Raw genomic sequence first — 17116 nt, 5'->3', positions numbered from 1 at the left:
GGTCAACTCAATCCCGACAGCCGGCGGATGCCGACGTCGATGCAGTACAGCGTCACCAGCAATGCCAGCACCGGCCAGGTGTCCCAGACGTCGTCCTCCTCGACGCGGCGCGAGGCCACGGTGGCGTCGGGGAGCCGCCCCGGCAGCGTCGCCAGCGCGGCCGGCTCGACGATCGCGCCGCCGCTGAGGTCCGCCAGCGCCGCCAGCGTGTCGCGATCGACGTCGGGGCGCGCCCGCTCGCGCGTCGGCTCGGCGACGATGCACTCGCCCGCCAACGGCGCCGCCGCCACGCCGTACTCCACCACGTAGCGGCCCGCGGCGGCGGGAACGAATCCCCCCTGCCACAGCCCCGGCCGGGCGCCGGGCTGGAGCGCCACCGTCCGTTCCCCGCCGGGCCCGTCGACGGTCACCGTGCGCGGTCCGGCAGTGACCGGCTGCTTGCCCTCGTCGACGAGATTCATCTCGATCGTCACCGGGGCGTCGGGCTCGCACTGCGCCGGCGCGACGACCAGCCACGAGGCGTCGGTGGGGCGATCGTCGCGGCGCGCGACGTCGCGGAGGAGCTGTCCCCAGAACCGCCAGAACAACGGGTCGCCGATGTTGCGCCGCCAGCGGAACGTCTCCTCGATCCCGATCCAGGCAACGCGGCCGCGCCCGGCCGGCGCCTCGGCGACGAGCACCACCGCCCCGCGCCCGTCGGGACCGTCGACCTCCGCCAGCGCCGTCGCCGCCGGCCGCGGCCGGCGCGCCGCGGCGACGCGGAAGAACGACGGCATCGCCCCCCACGCCGCCCGGTTGCGCACCGCGTCGCCCGAGAGGGCGAACGCCGGATGCATCGCCCCCCGCGCCGTGACCCGCATCCGGAACGGCTTGAAGGCCGGCGCCTCGAGCGCCCCGCTGCCGCCGCCGGCGGCCCGGTCGACTTCGACGGGAAACAGTTCGGCGAGCGGCCCGTCGGGGTAGTCGCGCGGCAGGTGGGCACTCCCCGGCTGGAACACCACCCCGACGCCGCGCCGCGCCACCGCCTCGGCCAGCGCCGTCTGGGCCGCGCCGGGCAGTGCGGCGGCGGGCACGTCGCCGAGGACCACCAGGTCGTAGGCCGCCCAGTCGTCGATCGTCGCGGGGAGCGCGGCTGCCGTCCCGTCGGCGACCAGCGTCACCGTGGCGTCGAACCCGGTGTCGCGGCGGATGCAGTGGTCGATGAAGCGGAGGTCCCAGCGCGGCAGCGAATCGACCAGCAGGACCTTCGTCTTCCGCTCGCTGACCTCGATGGCCACGCCGACGGCGTTGTTCTCGCGGACGATCTCTTCCGGCTCGACCGCGACGGCGACCTCCAGCCGCGCCGTGCCGGCGACCGTCGCGTGCCAGGAAAACACCGCCTGCTGCCGGCCGTCGCGGAGCGCGAGGGGAAACGACTCGATGACCGCGCCCGTGCCGTCGCGCGCCTCGACGGCGACCTTCCGCCCCGCCAGGCCGGCCGACTCGATCGTGGCGACGACCGTCACGACGTCGTCGAGGGCCACGACCGGCGGCGCGAGGACGTCGGCCACGGCGAGATCGACGGGGGGCTCGGCCGAGCCGATCGGCACCGCGAAGACGGGCCCCGGCGCCTGGCCGCCGCGCGCGTCGATCGCCCGCCGCGCCGCTTCGAGCGGGTCGATGCCGACCGTCGAGCGGCCGTCGGAGACGATCACCACCCCGGCCAGGGCCCGGTCGGAGGCATCGTCGAGGGCCAGCTGCAGCGCCGCGCCGAGGGCGGTGTCGGCGCCGCTCTGCTCGCCGGCCGCAGAGGGGCGCGCGGCGGCGTCCGGGTCGCGCGCCTGGCGGCGCGGGCGGCGGTCGAACTCGTAGCGGCGCAGCTCGAAGCGCCGGGCGAGTTCCTCGAGGGCGCCGCCGTCGCGTTCCTGCGTCCGTTCGATGGCGGCGACGAGCTCGGCCCTCGTCACCGTCGCCACCCGGGCCACGGCCGCGGCCGGCCCGCCGTCGTCCCCGGTCGGCCGGTCGAGACCGGCGACGCGAGTCAGGTCGCCGATCGAGTCCTCGGCGAGGCGCCCGACCGGCAGGTGCATGCTGTCCGAGGTGTCGACGAGCAGGGCGACGACCGGCTTCTCCTCGACGCGCGACAAGATCCGCAGCGCGGGGCCGGCAAGGATCAGCAGAAACAGTGCCAGCACGGCGGTCCGGCAGACGTCGAGCGCCCGGCGCAGGCCGCGCGGCAACCACGGGAAGCGCTGCCGGTGCCGCCGCGAGATCCACCATGCCGCCAGCACGAGCGCCGGCAGGCCGACCCACAACACCTGGGGCCGCTCCCACTGCCACTCGACGCGCTCGACAGCGGCGGTCATCCCGTGACCGATGCCGCACCAGCGCATCACCGTCGCCGCGAGGTGGCTCATGGAGTCTCGCCCGCCGGCGCGACGTCTTTGCCGAGACGGCGGAAGTAGGTGTCGATCACCTCGCGGTAGGCCGCGGGGCCCTGCTCGCGCATCCCCTCGAGGAGCGGATCGCGGACCCGTGGCGGGAGGCGCTCGAGCGCCGCGCGCTGGCGGGCGTCGAGGCCGCGGAGAGGCGATTCGAGGTCGCGGCGCGCGTTGCGCCCGCCGCCGTCGGTGGGCGAGTCGCCAGGGTCCTCGCTGTCCCCCGCGCCGTCCCCTTTCGCTCCCTGGCCATCCCCCGGTTCGTCGCCGTCACCGGGCTGGCTCGCCCCTTCTCCCTGCTCGGAGCTGCCGTCGGCGTTCTGGTTCCGGGCCTTCCGCGCCGCGATCCGCCGCGCCCGGTCGGCCATCCGCAGCGCCTCGCGGACCTCGCGGCTGGCGAGCAGCTCGTCGATCGTCGTCGGGAGCGGTTCGTCGACCGCGGCCCCGTCGGCGCTGTCGGCGGCAGGGCGCGGCCGGGCAGCCGGGGCGTCGGCCGCGGGCGCGGGTGTCTCCCCGGGCGCGGCGTCCCCGTCGTAGCGATCGTCGGCGGCGGGGGGTCCCGACAGCGGCAGCCGCCCCGTGAGTTGGCCTGTGAGGCGCTCGGCCATCGCTCCCGCCTCCGCCGCTTGGTCGCGCCCCGCGGCGATCCGCGCGGCGAGTGGATCGGCGGCGGGTTGCGGGGGCGCGGCTCCATCGGGAGGCGCTGGGACGGCAGCGGCGGGTGCGTCGGCTGGCGCGGCGGGAGCCGCCGCCTGGCCATCGGGATTCGGTGCGGCCGATGCGGAAGCTGGGGCGACCGGCCGGCCGAGGATCTGCTCGACCTCGCCGACCTGCGTGGTGGCGACGCGCTCTTCCTGGCGCTGCCGCGCCAGCGCCGCGGCCCGGTCCGTATCGGGCAGGGCGGTATCCGCGGCGGCGGCGGCCGCAGCCGCCGCCGCCTCGTCACGGCGCTGGGCACTCGCGGCGAGATCAGTGGCACGCCGGGCAAGGTCGTCGGCGAGGGTTTCGATCCGCCGGGCCGCGCCGGCGGCATCGAGCTTGGTGCCGGTCTGTTTCGCCGCGCGGGCGAGCCGCGCGGCGGCCTCGGCGATCGCCGAGGGCTCCGGGGCCCGGGCGATCCGCTCGAGCTGGGCGGCGGCCGCTTCGAGCGCTTCCTCGCGATCGAGCGACTCGCCGAGCTTGCCAGCCTCGTCGGCAAGCGCGCCGATCTCGGCCGCGATCGACGGCGGCACGAGGGGGCTGCCTGCCGCCTGTGCCACGGCCTTCCGCAGCGCCTCTTCGACGCGCCGGGCTTCGGCGCGCCGGGCCGCGAGGAACCGATCGAGCCGCTCGAGCGCCGCGCGGTCCTGCGGGCCGAGGGCGGCGGCGGCTTCGTCCCCTTTCTGCTGTGCGCTGGCGACCGCTTCGGCGGCCGCCCGGTCGCGTTCGCTGTCCGGCTGGCCGTCGGCGGCCGCCTTCGCCGCCCGGGCGGCTTGTTCGAGCGCCGCCAGGGTGTCGCTTCCGACCGCCTCGAGAAGCTGCTCGCGCTGGCTGTCGAGACCGTCTCCCTCGCGGGCCGCGTTGGCCGCCATCTCCTCGGCGAACCGCCGCGCCTGCTCGAGCGCCGGGACCTGCGATTCGGCGAGGGCGTTGTCCGGCGGCAGGACGACCGTGACCCGGTGCAGGGACGACTCGACCTCCTGCCCCTTGGTGTCGCGGACGACGAGCTTCCACGCCACCCCGCGCCCCGGCTCGAGGCCGAGCCGCTCCGCCGTGACGCTCGTGGTGAAGGCGATCCGCGCATCGGGGGGGCGGTCGGCCGGCGAGACGCCGGCGAGCGGCTCGGGCGCCGAGAGATGGTCGCCATCGGGTCCGATGCGGATCGCGATCGAGTCGATCCCCCAGTCGTCGAACGCCTCGGCCTCGATGACGACGTCGTCGGGCACCTCGAGGGGGAGCATCTCGGCGGGGCTCGCGATCACCAGCGCCGGGGGCCGGTCGACGGTGGGAACGATCTCGACCGGCGGCACCGGCACGCTGCGGTGCCCGTGCGCGTCGACGAACGACACCGTCGCCCAAGTCCGTGCTGCCACCGGCACCGCCGCCAGCCAGCGGCCGCCGTCGGTCCCTTCCGTGGCCTCGCGCCGCGCCGCGACGCGGCCGGTCTCGCGGTCCACCGGGCGCTCGACAGCCCGCGTGCCGCGCGTCATCCAGCCCGGCCGGTCGAGCACCGCGCGGCCACCGTCGACCTCGAACGTCGCCGTGCCGACGCTGCGGCCGGCGAGCGCCGGCAGCGACGCCAGCGGCGCCCACAGCCTTGTCCACGCGCCCGGTTCGGGCAGCGGCCCGGCGACAAACCGCCGCACCCCTTCGACCGGAGCGCCGCTGCCGTCGCCCCACACGACCTCGAAGCGGACCGTCTCGGATTCGAGGCGCACGGCGATCCGCCGCGGCGGGGCGGCGGGATCGGTGCGCGCCATCACCATGAACGCCTTGTCGGCCGGTGTGTCGCGCGGCAGCAGCAGCGGCTCGAGCCGCGTCCGCAGCGTCGCCGCCCGTCCCGCCTCGCAGACGAACGCCTTCAGGCCCCCCGAGGCATGGGCCGTGGTCCAGCGCCACGGCTGCGGCACGACGGCGTCGCGCGGCAGATCGTCCTCGAACCAGACGCGCTCGTCGAACGCCTCGACCTCGTCGGTGACCACGGTCCGCTCGGCGAGCTTCGCCTCCCCCGCGGCGGCGTCGGGCCTGACCCGCGCGGTGAACTCGACCGTCGCCCCCTCCGGCGCCTCGATCCGCGCCGGCGAGCCGATCACCGGGAGCGGGGCGTCGATCCGCATGTAGGCCGGCAGGCGGATCGCCGGGACGAGGGCCTCGATGGCGGGGCGGTCGAGAACGGTGATCGCGTGCGTCCGCGTCCAGGTGCCGCCCCCCTCGACCCGGTAGCGGGCCGCCGCGGAGAGCCCCTCGAGGGCGACGACGAACCGCTCGCCGTCGCGCCGCATCGGGTAGCGCAGCTGGCGGCCGGAACCGTCGTCGAGGACCAGGTCGGCCGCCGGGGCGCTGCCGCGCGCGACCGTCGCCGCGATCTCCAGCGGCTCGTCGACGAGCACCTCGAGGTCGCCGGGAACGGCGAACTGCAGCAGTGTCGCCGGCGGGATGTCGGCGGTCGGCGACAGGAGCCGGGACAGCGTCGTCGTGAACCGCTCGCCGAACCCCCCGAACAGCGCGAGCCCCGTCGCCAGCGCCACCGCCGCCAGGCCCGTGCCGCGGCGCAGCGTGTCCCAGCGGATCACGCTCCCGGGGCGGAAGTGCTCGAGGCGGGCGCGGGTCTGGTCGAGGAGCCGCGCCAGCAGGTCGGGGCGCGTGCGGTGGAGGTGTCCGGGGCGCCGGCCGAGGTCGAGCACCGTGAGCAGCCGGTTCTGCATCCCCCCCACCGCCCGTTCGATGCGCAGTGCCACCGCGTCGAGCACCGGCCGGCGCCAGGCGGGCACGGCGAGGAAGGCCGCGGCCGCGGCGGACACCGCCAGCCACCAACCGCACCATGCGGCCACCCGCGCCGGCACGCCGAGGGGTACCACCAGATCGACGACCACGCCGCCGACGACCCAGGCAAGTGCGACCGCGGCGACGAGCACCAGCCCGGTGGCGATCGACACGGCGATCACGCGCCGGCGCACCGAGGCGACCAACGCGCCGAACGCCTCGACCGTTTCCGCCGCGCCGTGAGGTGACGATCCGCTGGCCATCCGCTCCTCCTCGCTGCCGTGCACCCTGTGCCCCGGTCAGACGCTCCCCGGTTCGACGCCGTCGACCACCTGCCCGAGCCGCCCCGCGAGCCGCCCGAGCCAGCCGCGCAGCCCCGCCACCCCCTCCCCCGCGACCGGCGGCGCCAGGGTGCTCAACACGAACTCGACGGCGAACACCGCCAGCGCCGTTCCGATCAGCCAGCGCCAGATCTCGCGCCGGCCGCCGAGCGTGCCGGCGAGCACCGGATCGTCGCCGCTACCGGCCAGGTAGGTCACCGCGCGGGGAGCGAGGATCCGGCTCAATTCGGCTTCGCCGAGGTGCTCGAGCAGCGCCCCGTCGACGTCGCGGTTGACCGCCATCCCGAGGCGCAGCGGTTCGTCGCGGCTCCCTGCGGGCGGTTCGATCGTGAAGTCGTAGTGGCCGACGGCGAGCGTCTCGGTCAGGGCGCCGGTGGCATGGCCGTCGCCGGCCACCAGTTCGATGGCGCGGCGCCCCCCGGCCGGGTCGGTGACCTCGACCGTCGCCCGGCGCCAGGCTTCGTCGACGCGGACCGGCGCCGGCTCCCCGGGCCGGACCGACTCGGCGACCACGGCCGCCGCGGGCCGGCGGACATGCTGGACGGCGCGGAGGAGGATCGGCACGAACGCCGGGTGGACCGGGAGCGATGACCAGTCGGGGGTGAAGGCGAGCCCGGAGACGAGCACGCGGCCGCGGCCGATCCGCGTCTCGGCGACCACCGGCGTGCCGTCGGCGAGCCGGGCGAGCACGATCACCGGCGGCCGCGAGGAGGCGCCCTCCCCCTCGGCGGCGGCTAGCGTTACGCGCCGGAAGACGCGGAGCGTTTCCAGGCCGACGGTCCCCGTCGCCGCGCCGCCGTCGCGCCCCGCGCGGAACGGCCCGAACACCGGGTGCGAGGTGTCGACCTCGCCGAGCGTCGTCCCGGCGTCGGTTTCGTCGGGATCGCCGGCCGCCGGCCGCAGCGTCAGCGCCGCGGCGTTCTTGCCCCGGGCATCGCCGAGGACCGGCAGGTCGCCACGGCCGTCGCACCGTGGTCCAGCCGCCACCACCAGCCCGGCCCCTCCCTGCACCTGCCGCCGCACCCACAGCGAGCGGGCGCCGTCGAGACGGACGTCGGCAAGCACGATCACGTCGGCGGCGTTGACGCGGGACTCATCGAGCTTGTCGCCGCGGACGAGCGTCACGTCGAGGCTGCGCGCGATCTCGCGGTTGAGCCCGTCGCCGGCGCCGTCGGGGCCGGGGAGAGGACCGTCGCCGGCGAGCGTCTCCAGCGGCGCCTCGAGCGCCGCGGCGACGAACAGACCGGGGTCGTCGATCCCGCGCGCGTCGGCCGGGGCGACGACGAGGACGTCGACCCGCGGTTCGACGGCCAGCGCGAACACCAGCGCGTCGTCCTCGGGAAAGGCATCGGCCGGGATCTGGAGGCGGCCGCGGATCACCCCGGCGCGGCGCGGCACCACCGCCAGTGTCCGGGTCACGGTCGTTCCCGGCTGGACGACCACCGTCTCCTGCGCCGCCAGCTCGTCGTCGAGGAGAACCGACACGGTCTTCTCGACCGGCTCGGTGCCGGCCACGGCGACCCGGGCGGTGATCTCGACCGGCAGGCCGACCACCGGCCGCTGCGCGCGCGGTGGGTCGCCGAGCAGTGCCGCATTGGCGACGCGGCCGACGTGGCCGACGTCGAGCACGACCAGGCGAGCATCCGGAGGCAGCGTCCGCGCCGTGCCGTCGGCGCCGAGCCGCCGCCAGGCACGGGCCTCGCCATCGGTCACGATCCACGCCGTCCGTGCCCCGCGCGGCGGCCCCGACAGCCCCTCCACCAGCGCCGCGCCGAGGGCCGCCGGGCCGGGATCGGCGGCCAGCGTATCGAGCGCGGCGCCGAGGCGGCGGCCGTCGCCGAGCGCCGCCCGGTGGAGCACCGTGGGCTGCACGCCGGCGCGGACGAGCGTCACGAAATCCCCCGGCCCGAGCCGGGCGGCGGCGGCCCGGATCGCCTCGCGGATCCGGTGCAGGGCCGAGGTCCCCTCGCTCACCAGCCCGGTGGAGAGGCCGACGTCGGCGACGAACACCACCTCGCGCCCACCGCGCTCGCCGAACAACCCGGCGAGGCGCTGGATCACCGGCCGGGCGAGGGCGGCGACGACGAGCACGACCAGCGCCGTCCGCAGCGCGAGGAGCAGCCACTCCAGGAGCCGCAGGCGCCGGCGCTGCTGGACGTAGCCGTCGAGCAGGAAGCGGAACGTCGGCAGCTCGATCTCGCGGATCCGGAAGCGCTCGAGCAGATGGAGGATCAGCGGTACGGCCGCCAGCGGCAGGAACCAGAGGAGGGCGGGATTGAGCATGGCGGGGAGCGGGCTCGTCAGCCCGAGACGCGGGCCCGACGGGCGAGGTAGGCGGCGAGCAGATCCTCGAACGGCTGGTCGGTGAGCACCATCTCGTAGCCGATCGAGCGTTCGAGACAGGCGGAACGGACGGCGGCGAGGAAGGCCTCGAAGCGTTCGCGGTAGGCGGCCCGGACGAGGCGCGGGTTGGCGACGAGGCGCCCCTCCCCCTCCATGTCGCGGAACCGTGCCGAGCGCTCCCAGGGGAAGTCGCGCTCGGCGGGATCGACGACGTGGAACACCACCAGATCGTGGCGCCGGTGGCGGAGCAGCGACAGGCCGGCGTCGATCGCGGCCGGGTCGTCGAGCAGGTCGCTGACGAGGATCACGATCCCGCGCCGCGGCAGCCGCCCGGCGACCTCCGCCAGCACGCCCCGGATGCCCGTGTCGCCCCCGGGGGTGGCGCTGGCCAGCGCCGTGAGCAGGTGGCGGAAGTGATGGGCCACGCTCCGCGGGGGGATGAACTGGCCGATGCCCTCGGCGAACGTCACCAGCCCGGCGGCGTCGTTCTGCCGGAGAGCGAGGTGGAGCAGGGAAGCGGCCAGCCCCCGGCCGAAGTCGAGCTTGGTCGTCCCCCCGGAGGCGAATCCCATCGACCGGCTCGTGTCGAGGACGACGGTGAGGCGCGTGTTGGTCCGGTCCTCGAACAGCTTGACGAAGTAGCGGTCGGTCTTGGCCAGCAGCTTCCAGTCGAGCGAGCGCAGTTCGTCGCTGGGGGTGTAGGGGCGGTGGTCGGCATACTCGACGCTCGACCCGAAGAACGGGCTGGGGTGGATGCCGGAGAGCAACCCCTCGACGGCGCTCCTCGCCACCATCTCCAGGCGCGCCACCAGCGCCAGCGCCCGGGGGTCGACGACGCCGCCGAGGGCCGGCGCGGGGCGCGGCGGCTCGCTCGGCGGGGTACGGGAGGCCATGGCAGGGTCCTGCGAGGCGGCGGGCCGCGGTCAGGTCGTCTCGGGAACGGCGTCGAGGAGCGTGTCGATGATCGCGTCGGTGGTGATCCCCTCGCTCTCGGCGGTGAAGCTGGCGACGAGGCGGTGGCGGAGCACTGGTTTGGCGACGGCGCGGACGTCGTCGAACGCCGCGCTCGGCCGGCCGTCGAGCAGCGCGCGGGCCTTGGCACCGAGGAGCAGCGCCTGGCAGGCGCGCGGGCCCGCGCCCCACGACAGCCAGCGGCGGATGTCGGGGCGGGCCGCCGGATCCCCGGGGCGCGTGGCCCGCGCGAGGCGGACGGCGTAGGCCGCGACCGGCTCGGCGACGATCACCTCGCAGACGACCGCCTGGATGCGGAGGATGTCGGCCTCGGTGAGCACCGGCTCGAGTTCCACGGCGTGGCCCGAGGTCGTCGCCGTGGCGACGCGGATCTCGTCCTCCAGCGACGGGTAGTCGACCGTCACCTTGAACATGAACCGGTCGAGCTGCGCTTCGGGGAGCGGGTAGGTGCCCTCGCTCTCGATCGGGTTCTGCGTACCGAGCACGAAGAACGGCTGCGGGAGGTCGAACGACCGCCCGGCGACGGTGACGTGGTATTCCTGCATCGCCTGGAGGAGCGCCGCCTGCGTCTTCGGCGGCGTCCGGTTGATCTCGTCGGCGAGGACGAGGTTGGCGAACACCGGTCCCTTCACGAACCGCAGCTCGCGGCCGCCGGTGGTCTTGTCCTCCTGGAGGATCTCGGTCCCGGTGATGTCGGAGGGCATCAGGTCGGGGGTGAATTGGATCCGGCTGAAGCGCATCGACAACAGCCGGGCGAGGCTCGAGATCATCAGCGTCTTCGCCAGCCCCGGCACCCCTTCGAGGATGCAGTGTCCTTTGCAGAACAGGGCCATCAGCAGCAGGTCGAGGACCTCTTCCTGGCCGACGATCACCCGCGACAGTGCCGCCACCATCCGGCGATGGGCGGCGGCCACCCCCTCCGCCTCGCCGGCCACGGCCTCGGGTGCGGTCGCGCGGGTGGCGGTGGCGGCGCGGGCGTCGGCGGGGACCATGGCAGACTCCGGGGGGGGCGGTTGCGACCGGGTGCTGGGCGAAACCGCTCGGGGATCATCTTCCTGCCGCGAGGGCAGCGTGTCGAGTTGCCGCCGCGTGCCGGGGCGGGGCTCAGGGGCGCTCGAGCAGCCGATCGATCGCGCCGCCGGCGAGCGCTGCGGCGAACGCCTCACGATCGGGGTAGATCGCCCGGGCGGTGAGGAGCACGACCCAGTTGTGGACCAGCGGCGTGATCGCCACCACGACGGCGCCGTGTCGCGAGGCCTCCCAGATCTCGATCGCCGTCCCCATCGAGGCCTCGGGCACGAAGGCCACGACGAGATCGGCCCGGCGGCACATCCCGACGTGGGCCTCGAACACGTCGCGCGCCTGCTCCAGCCCGTAGTCGACGGACATGGCGTGCCGGGCGAAGGGGTCGTAGACTTCGGCCTCCGGCCAGCGATCGACGAGGAGACTCCGCAGCGCTTCGCGGTAGCCCTGGTCGTGGACGAGGTTCCCCACGTGGGAGCCCTGCATGATGCCGGCGAGGAACACGCGCATGACGACCCCTTCGAGGGCGACGGCTTCGAAACGGAAGGCACCCTCGGGGGCGGCGGCAAAACCGGCGCCCCGTCCGCGGGCGTCGGGCGGGAGTCTACGGCCGAGCGCCGCACCCGCGAAGCCGACGGCCGGACCGCAGCCCGACCTCGCCGCGGCGCGGCGCGTGGTCCTCGACCTGCTGGCGATCCCAGGTGTGTCGGGGGACGAGAAGCGGGTCGCGGAGCGGATCGTCCACTGGCTGGTCGAGGCGGGCTGCCCGCGGGCGGCGATCTCCTTCGACAACGCCCACACCAAGACCCCGACGGCCGGCAACGTCGGCAACCTGATCGTCAAGCTCCCCGGCACCCGGCCGGGACCGCGCCGCCTGCTGATGGCCCACATGGACACCGTGCCGGTGTGCCTCGGGGCGAAGCCCAAGGTCAGTGGCCGGTTCGTCGCCAGCGCCGACCCCGCCACCGGCCTCGGGGCCGACGACCGCGCCGGCTGCGCCGTGGTGCTGTCGACGGCGCTGGCGATCCTCCGCCAGGGGCTCGATCATCCGCCGCTGACGCTGCTGTTCGCGATCCAGGAGGAAGTCGGCCTGTACGGGGCGCGGTATGTCAAAGCGGCCGACCTCGGCCGGCCGCGGCTGGCGTTCAACTTCGACGGCGGCGCGGTGGAGAAGATCACCGTCGGGGCGACCGGTGGCTACCGGATGGACATCGCCGTCACCGGCCTGCCGAGCCATGCCGGCGTGGCTCCGGAAAAGGGGGTGTCGGCGATCGCGATCGCGGCCCTGGCGATCGCCGATCTCGTCGCCGGTGGCTGGCACGGCCTGGTCGAGAAGGAAGGAAAGCGCGGCACGAGCAACGTCGGCACGATCCACGCCGGGAGCGCCACCAACGTGGTCGCCGATTCGGCCGCGCTCCGCGCCGAGGCGCGGAGCCACGATCCGGTGTTTCGCGCGAAGATCGTCAAGGCGATCGAGACGGCCTTCCAGACGGCGGCGAAACGCATCAAGGCGGCCGACGGCACCACCGGCCGCGTCGCCTTCGACGGCCGGCTCGACTACGAGGCCTTCCGGCTGGAGGCCGACGAGCCGTGCGTCGTCGAGGCGACGGCGGCGGTCCGCGGCGTCGGCCTCACCCCGCGGCCGGAGGTTTCCAACGGCGGTCTCGACGCCAACTGGATGGCGGTCAACGGCGTCCCGACCGTGACGCTCGGCTGCGGGCAGATGGAGATCCACACCACCAAGGAGCGGCTCGACCTCGAAGCCTTCGAGACCGCCTGTCGGGTGGCGTTGCGGCTGGCCACCGGAGGTTGAACAGATGCCAGGGAAGGCGCGGCGGGGTTTGGCGGTCGACCGCGTCCACCGGGGCGACTGCCTCGAGCTGCTCGCCCGCGTGCCCGACGGCACCGTCCATCTCGCGTTCGCCGATCCGCCGTTCAACATTGGCTACGACTACGACACCTACGACGACCGTCGCTCAACCGACGACTACCTCACCTGGTCGCGCCGCTGGCTGGCCGAGGTCGTCCGCGTGCTCCGCTCCGACGGCACGTTCTGGCTGGCGATCGGCGACGAGTACGCCGCCGAATTGAAGGTCCTGGCGACCCGTGAGCTCGGCCTGGCCTGCCGCAGTTGGGTGGTCTGGTACTACACGTTCGGCGTCAACTGCCGGCAGAAATTCAGCCGCTCGCACGCGCACCTGTTTCATCTCGTCCGCGACCCGCGCGCCTTCACCTTCAACACCGACGCGATCCGCGTGCCGTCGGCGCGCGAGCTGGTGTACGGCGACCGCCGTGCCGACCCCACCGGCCGCCTCCCCGACGACACCTGGATCCTGCGGCCCCAGGACCTCCCCGACGGGTTCGGGGCCGATGGCGACACCTGGTACTTCCCGCGGGTCTGCGGTACCTTCAAGGAGCGCAGCGGCTGGCACGGCTGCCAGATGCCCGAGCAGCTCCTCGGCCGGATCATCCGCGCCTCGAGCAACCCCGGCGATCTCGTACTCGATCCGTTCGCCGGGAGCGGCACGACGCTGGCGGTGGCGAAGAAGCTGCGCCGGGCGTTCCTCGGCTGCGAACTGTCGGCCGCGTATGCGGCGCGGATCCGCAAGCGCCTCGCGGCGAGCGCCCCCGGAACCCCCCTCGACGGCGCTCCCGAGCCGCTCAAGAGCGTGCCGACCACGGCCGCCGGCCGTCGGCTCGGCGGCAGCGGGGGCGCGACGAGGGGGAAACCGTCGCGAGAGGAGCGCCAACGTCTCTTGTTTCCAAAGCGGCGGGTCTGATTGAATCCGGGTATTGGCACCCACCGCGCCCCGGTCGCCCCTGCCATGCCCATCCCCCCCTCCCGGCCGAAACCCGACCAGCAGACGGCCGGTCGACCGCCGGCGGCCCCCGGCGGCGGCACGGGGTTCGTCGGTCCCCCGGCCGATGGCGGGCTGTCGATCGATCGACTCGCCCAGGCCTTCGCGGCGATGATGGGTTCGGCCGATCCGTGGACGCCGCGCGCCGAGCCGGCGGTGGCCCAGGAGGATGCCTCACCGTCGCTCGACGACGACGGCCTCGCTCCCGGCGCCGAGGAGGGCTGCCGTGTCGATCCGGCGACGATCCTCGAGGCGTTGCTGTTCGTCGGCCAGCCCGACGGCGCGGCTTTGTCGGGGAGGCGCGTCGCGGCGCTGATGCGCGGCGTCCGCGCCCAGGAGGTCGACGAGCTCGCCGCCGAGCTCGAGCGTCGCTACCGGGCCAACGGTTGCCCCTACGAGGTCGTGCCCCGGGACGACGGCTGGGTGATGCGCCTGCGTGGCGAGTTTGCCGGCGTCGGCCGGGTGAGCGAGGCCCGCGCCCGGCTCGTGCGCCTCGATGCCGAGGCCCTCGACGTCCTCGCGGTGGTGGCCTGGAACCAGCCGGTCCCCCGCGACCGTCTGGTGGCACTGGGCTGTGATGCCCCCCCGGCGACGCTCCGCACGCTCGTGCGTCGCGGGCTGCTCGCGATCGAGCCGCAGCCAGGGGGCGAACCCAGCTACCGGACGACCGCCAAGTTCCTCGAGGTGTTCCGGCTCGAAAGCCTCGCCGACCTGCCGCGGGCCCTCGAGCCGCCGGCCTGACCGGGCGGCGGTGACCGGCCGCTCAGCCCTGGCCCACCAGCCACGCGAGCGCCGCGGCGCGGCTCGTCAGGGCGCCGTCGAGTTGCAACCGGCGGGCTTCGGTGAGGATCCGGCCGAGAGCGGGGCCGGCCACGATCCCCGCGGCGAGGAGGTCGGCCCCGGACAGCAGCGGCGCCGGATCGATTTCGTCGCGTGGTCGCTCGAGCTGCGCGGTGAACCACCGCGCTTCGTCGGTGCTGCCGCAGCCGGTCGCGGCCCGTGCCCGGAGCAGGTCGGCGAGCCGCGGCGCGTCGGCCGCGGCCACCCACGGCTGCAGTCTCGACCAGGGCCCGGTCGGCGGCACCGCGAGCGCGCCGAGCACCGCCAGCCCGTCGACGAGCCACGCCGCCAACTTCCCGGTCGCGTTGGCGAGCCGGAGGCGGCGCGCGGCTGTGGCGATCGCGGCCTTCGCGGCCGCGTGTGCGCCGTGCGTCTCCCAGGCGAGCACCGCCAACGCCGAGGCCAACAGCGGCTCGTCGAGCGCCCCGATCACCTCCCCGGCGCGCGGCAGGGCGTGCGCGGCGAATTCGCCGAGGACATGCGCCGCCAGGCCGGTCTCGGCAAGCAGTCCCAACGCCTGCCGTCGACCGGGGCGCGTCGCCATCCTCGTCAATTCGTCGGCCACGCGTTCCGGGCTGACGGTGGTGACCGTCCGTGCCATCCGCTCGATCGCCTGCCATGTCTCGCGTTCGATCACGAAGCCGAACGCGGCGGCGAACCGCACCGCGCGGAGGATCCTCAAGTGGTCCTCCGCGAAGCGCAGCGCCGGCGTGCCGATCGCCCGGATCACACCGGCCGCGAGGTCGGCCCGGCCGCCGACGTGATCGTGAACCGCGCCCGTGAGCGGATCGAGGAACATGCCGTTGATGGTGAAGTCGCGCCGCAGCGCGTCTTCGCGCGCAACGGTGAACCTCACTCCGTCGGGATGCCTGCCATCGCTGGAGGGGGCGTCAGCCCGGTACGTCGCCACTTCGACGGGGGCAGTGCCACGAGGGCCGAGAACCGTGATGACACCGAACGACGCCCCCACGGCGAGGGTCTTCCCGGTTCCGAAAACACCCCGCACGACATCGGGAAGAGCCGCGGTGGCGACGTCGTAGTCAGCCGGGGTCCGGCCGAGCAATTCGTCGCGGACACACCCCCCGGCCCAAAAGGCTTCATGCCCGGCTTCGCGGAGCCGGAGGACGACGGCGACGGCGAACCGCCGCGAGGCCTCCGGGTCGAGATTCCTCGCGTCAGAACGACCCATTTGGTTGACACCTTCGTAGGACAGGCCTATTGTGAACTCTTCTGCCGAGGTTCGCCGGGTTTTGATGGTGGCCGATCGATCGATCGGTGCCATCGCCACAACCCTTGACCTCGTCGGGCGTCCTTTCATCACGTTTCGTTTTTTCGCCCGTCTCCAACGGAGGTGTTGAATGGCTCATGGAATGGTGGCCGCCCGTACGAAGCGTGGGTTCACGCTCGTCGAGCTGCTCGTCGTGATCGCGATCATCGGCACGCTCGTCGGTCTGCTCCTTCCGGCCGTTCAGGCGGCTCGTGAAGCTGCCAACCGCAGCAATTGCAGCAACAAGAACAAGCAGCTCGGCTTGGCGCTGCAAAATCACCACGATGCCCGCAAGGCGTTTCCGGCGGCGATCGACCGGTTGCCCTCGACGGCAATTGCGATGTCGAACACCGGCGTCACCGGATTCAGCTGGCTGGTCCACATCCTCCCCTACATGGAGGAAGCGAATCTCTATAACGTGCTGTCCAGCAACTCCAATCGCTTCGCCCGGCTGAATTCGGCTGGCGTGGCGAACAACGTGTACACCGTCGTCGGTCCGGTCGGGACCACCCCGGCCTATCAAACCCAGCTCCCCGGTTTGATCTGCCCCAGCTTTGCCGGTCAGCCGACCGCGCAGATCTCGACGTCGAGCAACTACCGGTCGCTTCTGGCCAATCTCGGTGGGCTCACCAATGTCGCCATCACCAACTACAAGGGGATGGCCGGTGTTTGTGAGCGGGAAGAGAATGGCACCATCGGCGACAATGGAGCGATCCCGTTCCGCAGCCCGAAGGTGATCAACGAAGCCAACGACAATCTCCCCTACTTCGGCCTGAACCTTGCCGCAATGCGGGACGGCACCTCGAAGACGATCTGCATCGCCGAGTCGAAGGAAGGTGGCAACTCGTCGTGGATGGATGGGGCGTGTGCGTATGTGACGGGTCTGTCCGGCGACTCGACCGCCATGCCCACGCTCGTCAACGGCGTCTGGACCAACGTAGCGGGTGCCAACTGTGCCTTGCAGTATGGTCCGTCCGCCGCGGCGACGACCCGTGTCGGTCAGGCAAACACTGCGTACGCCCGGTTCCCGCTTGGTAACTCCGCATGGGGCCCGTCGAGCGAGCACTCGGGTGGCTTGGTGATGCACACGTACTGCGACGGTTCTGTCAAAACGCTGTCGTCGGACATCGATCCGACGATCTACTATGCCCTGATCAGCCGCGACTCGGGCGAGAACGTCACCGAGCCGTGATCGATCCTCGCTTTCCGTGTCGGGAGGCGGTTTCGATTCGATGCCAGTTCAACGGCGGCCGGGGAGCGAAGCTTCCCGGCCGCCGCTTTTTGTTTGATGTGATCGGGTGATTCGCAGGGGATCGACTCGATGGCTGACGATGCTCCCGTGCCGCTCGAGATCGACGTCCACACGGCCGCGGCGGCGATTGCCGCGACTGGCAGTTCGCCGCGTCCCCTCCTGCTCGATTGCCGGACAGCCGAGGAATTCGCCCTGGCTCGGATCGACGGGGCGGTGCTGATCCCGACGCAGGAGATTCCGCAGCGCCTTGGCGAGCTCGAATCGCACCGCGATCGGCTGCTGATCGTGCACTGCCATCACGGGATGCGCAGCCTCCGCGTCGCCGGGTGGCTCCGGGAGCA

Annotated in this window: 12 protein-coding genes; 5 read left to right on the top strand and 7 right to left on the bottom strand. The window is 73.7% G+C overall.

Going from position 1 to position 17116, the window contains the following annotated elements:
• Positions 1-2: 2 nt before the first annotated feature.
• The 6 genes from FJ309_05110 to FJ309_05085 all read right to left on the bottom strand — a co-directional run bounded on the left by FJ309_05110 (position 3) and on the right by FJ309_05085 (position 11068).
• Entirely contained in the window at positions 3-2396 is a 2394-nt protein-coding gene (locus FJ309_05110) for a hypothetical protein (GenBank protein MBM3953979.1), read from the bottom strand.
• Positions 2393-6142: a hypothetical protein gene (locus tag FJ309_05105; protein MBM3953978.1), complete on the bottom strand. Its 3750-nt coding sequence runs from the start codon at positions 6140-6142 to the stop codon at positions 2393-2395. The genes FJ309_05110 and FJ309_05105 overlap by 4 nt, the downstream gene beginning before the upstream one ends.
• 36 nt (positions 6143-6178) lie before the next feature.
• Complete coding sequence (locus FJ309_05100) at positions 6179-8503, bottom strand: hypothetical protein (GenBank protein ID MBM3953977.1); 2325 nt, start codon at positions 8501-8503, stop codon at positions 6179-6181.
• Positions 8504-8520: 17 nt separating this feature from the next.
• A complete protein-coding gene (locus tag FJ309_05095) occupies positions 8521-9456 on the bottom strand; it encodes a DUF58 domain-containing protein (protein ID MBM3953976.1) in 936 nt (311 codons plus the stop codon).
• A gap of 30 nt (positions 9457-9486) precedes the next feature.
• Complete coding sequence (locus FJ309_05090; protein MBM3953975.1) at positions 9487-10527, bottom strand: MoxR family ATPase; 1041 nt, start codon at positions 10525-10527, stop codon at positions 9487-9489.
• A 112-nt stretch (positions 10528-10639) separates the two neighbouring features.
• Positions 10640-11068, bottom strand: coding sequence for a hypothetical protein (locus FJ309_05085; protein MBM3953974.1), 429 nt, complete (start codon positions 11066-11068; stop codon positions 10640-10642).
• Here FJ309_05085 and FJ309_05080 point away from each other — a divergent pair.
• From FJ309_05080 to FJ309_05070, 3 genes are read left to right on the top strand one after another with little or no spacing between them, the layout of a single operon-like run.
• Positions 11067-12371, top strand: a complete 1305-nt coding sequence (locus FJ309_05080; GenBank protein ID MBM3953973.1) for a M20/M25/M40 family metallo-hydrolase — start codon at positions 11067-11069, stop codon at positions 12369-12371. The genes FJ309_05085 and FJ309_05080 overlap by 2 nt on opposite strands.
• Before the next feature lie 4 nt (positions 12372-12375).
• Positions 12376-13338 carry a site-specific DNA-methyltransferase gene (locus FJ309_05075; protein ID MBM3953972.1) on the top strand — a complete coding sequence of 321 codons (963 nt, stop codon included), beginning with the start codon at positions 12376-12378 and terminating at the stop codon, positions 13336-13338.
• Positions 13339-13383: 45 nt separating this feature from the next.
• Positions 13384-14157 (top strand): SMC-Scp complex subunit ScpB, encoded by a 774-nt coding sequence (locus tag FJ309_05070; GenBank protein ID MBM3953971.1) that lies wholly within the window; start codon positions 13384-13386, stop codon positions 14155-14157.
• A gap of 22 nt (positions 14158-14179) precedes the next feature.
• Here FJ309_05070 and FJ309_05065 read toward each other — a convergent pair whose 3' ends face one another.
• A complete protein-coding gene (locus FJ309_05065; GenBank protein MBM3953970.1) occupies positions 14180-15574 on the bottom strand; it encodes a CCA tRNA nucleotidyltransferase in 1395 nt (464 codons plus the stop codon).
• Between the two features lie 40 nt (positions 15575-15614).
• Here FJ309_05065 and FJ309_05060 point away from each other — a divergent pair, with 40 nt between their 5' ends.
• Complete coding sequence (locus tag FJ309_05060; GenBank protein ID MBM3953969.1) at positions 15615-16715, top strand: DUF1559 domain-containing protein; 1101 nt, start codon at positions 15615-15617, stop codon at positions 16713-16715.
• Positions 16716-16844: 129 nt separating this feature from the next.
• Positions 16845-17116: rhodanese-like domain-containing protein (locus FJ309_05055; protein ID MBM3953968.1), on the top strand; the 272-nt coding region annotated here is incomplete at its 3' end.

This window comes from Planctomycetota bacterium, from assembly GCA_016872555.1.
In the GTDB taxonomy this organism is placed as follows: Bacteria; Planctomycetota; Planctomycetia; order Pirellulales; family UBA1268; genus F1-20-MAGs016.
This window is presented reverse-complemented; position numbering and strand designations above follow the sequence as displayed.

Excerpts from the sequence above, each read along its gene's own strand:
- FJ309_05110 (MBM3953979.1), bottom strand. The coding sequence starts at position 2,396 with ATGAGCCACCTCGCGGCGACGGTGATGCGCTGGTGCGGCATCGGTCAC.
- FJ309_05105 (MBM3953978.1), bottom strand. The coding sequence starts at position 6,142 with ATGGCCAGCGGATCGTCACCTCACGGCGCGGCGGAAACGGTCGAGGCG.
- FJ309_05100 (MBM3953977.1), bottom strand. The coding sequence starts at position 8,503 with ATGCTCAATCCCGCCCTCCTCTGGTTCCTGCCGCTGGCGGCCGTACCG.
- FJ309_05095 (MBM3953976.1), bottom strand. The coding sequence starts at position 9,456 with ATGGCCTCCCGTACCCCGCCGAGCGAGCCGCCGCGCCCCGCGCCGGCC.
- FJ309_05090 (MBM3953975.1), bottom strand. The coding sequence starts at position 10,527 with ATGGTCCCCGCCGACGCCCGCGCCGCCACCGCCACCCGCGCGACCGCA.
- FJ309_05080 (MBM3953973.1), top strand. The coding sequence starts at position 11,067 with ATGACGACCCCTTCGAGGGCGACGGCTTCGAAACGGAAGGCACCCTCG.
- FJ309_05085 (MBM3953974.1), bottom strand. The coding sequence starts at position 11,068 with ATGCGCGTGTTCCTCGCCGGCATCATGCAGGGCTCCCACGTGGGGAAC.
- FJ309_05075 (MBM3953972.1), top strand. The coding sequence starts at position 12,376 with ATGCCAGGGAAGGCGCGGCGGGGTTTGGCGGTCGACCGCGTCCACCGG.
- FJ309_05070 (MBM3953971.1), top strand. The coding sequence starts at position 13,384 with ATGCCCATCCCCCCCTCCCGGCCGAAACCCGACCAGCAGACGGCCGGT.
- FJ309_05065 (MBM3953970.1), bottom strand. The coding sequence starts at position 15,574 with ATGAAAGGACGCCCGACGAGGTCAAGGGTTGTGGCGATGGCACCGATC.
- FJ309_05060 (MBM3953969.1), top strand. The coding sequence starts at position 15,615 with ATGGCTCATGGAATGGTGGCCGCCCGTACGAAGCGTGGGTTCACGCTC.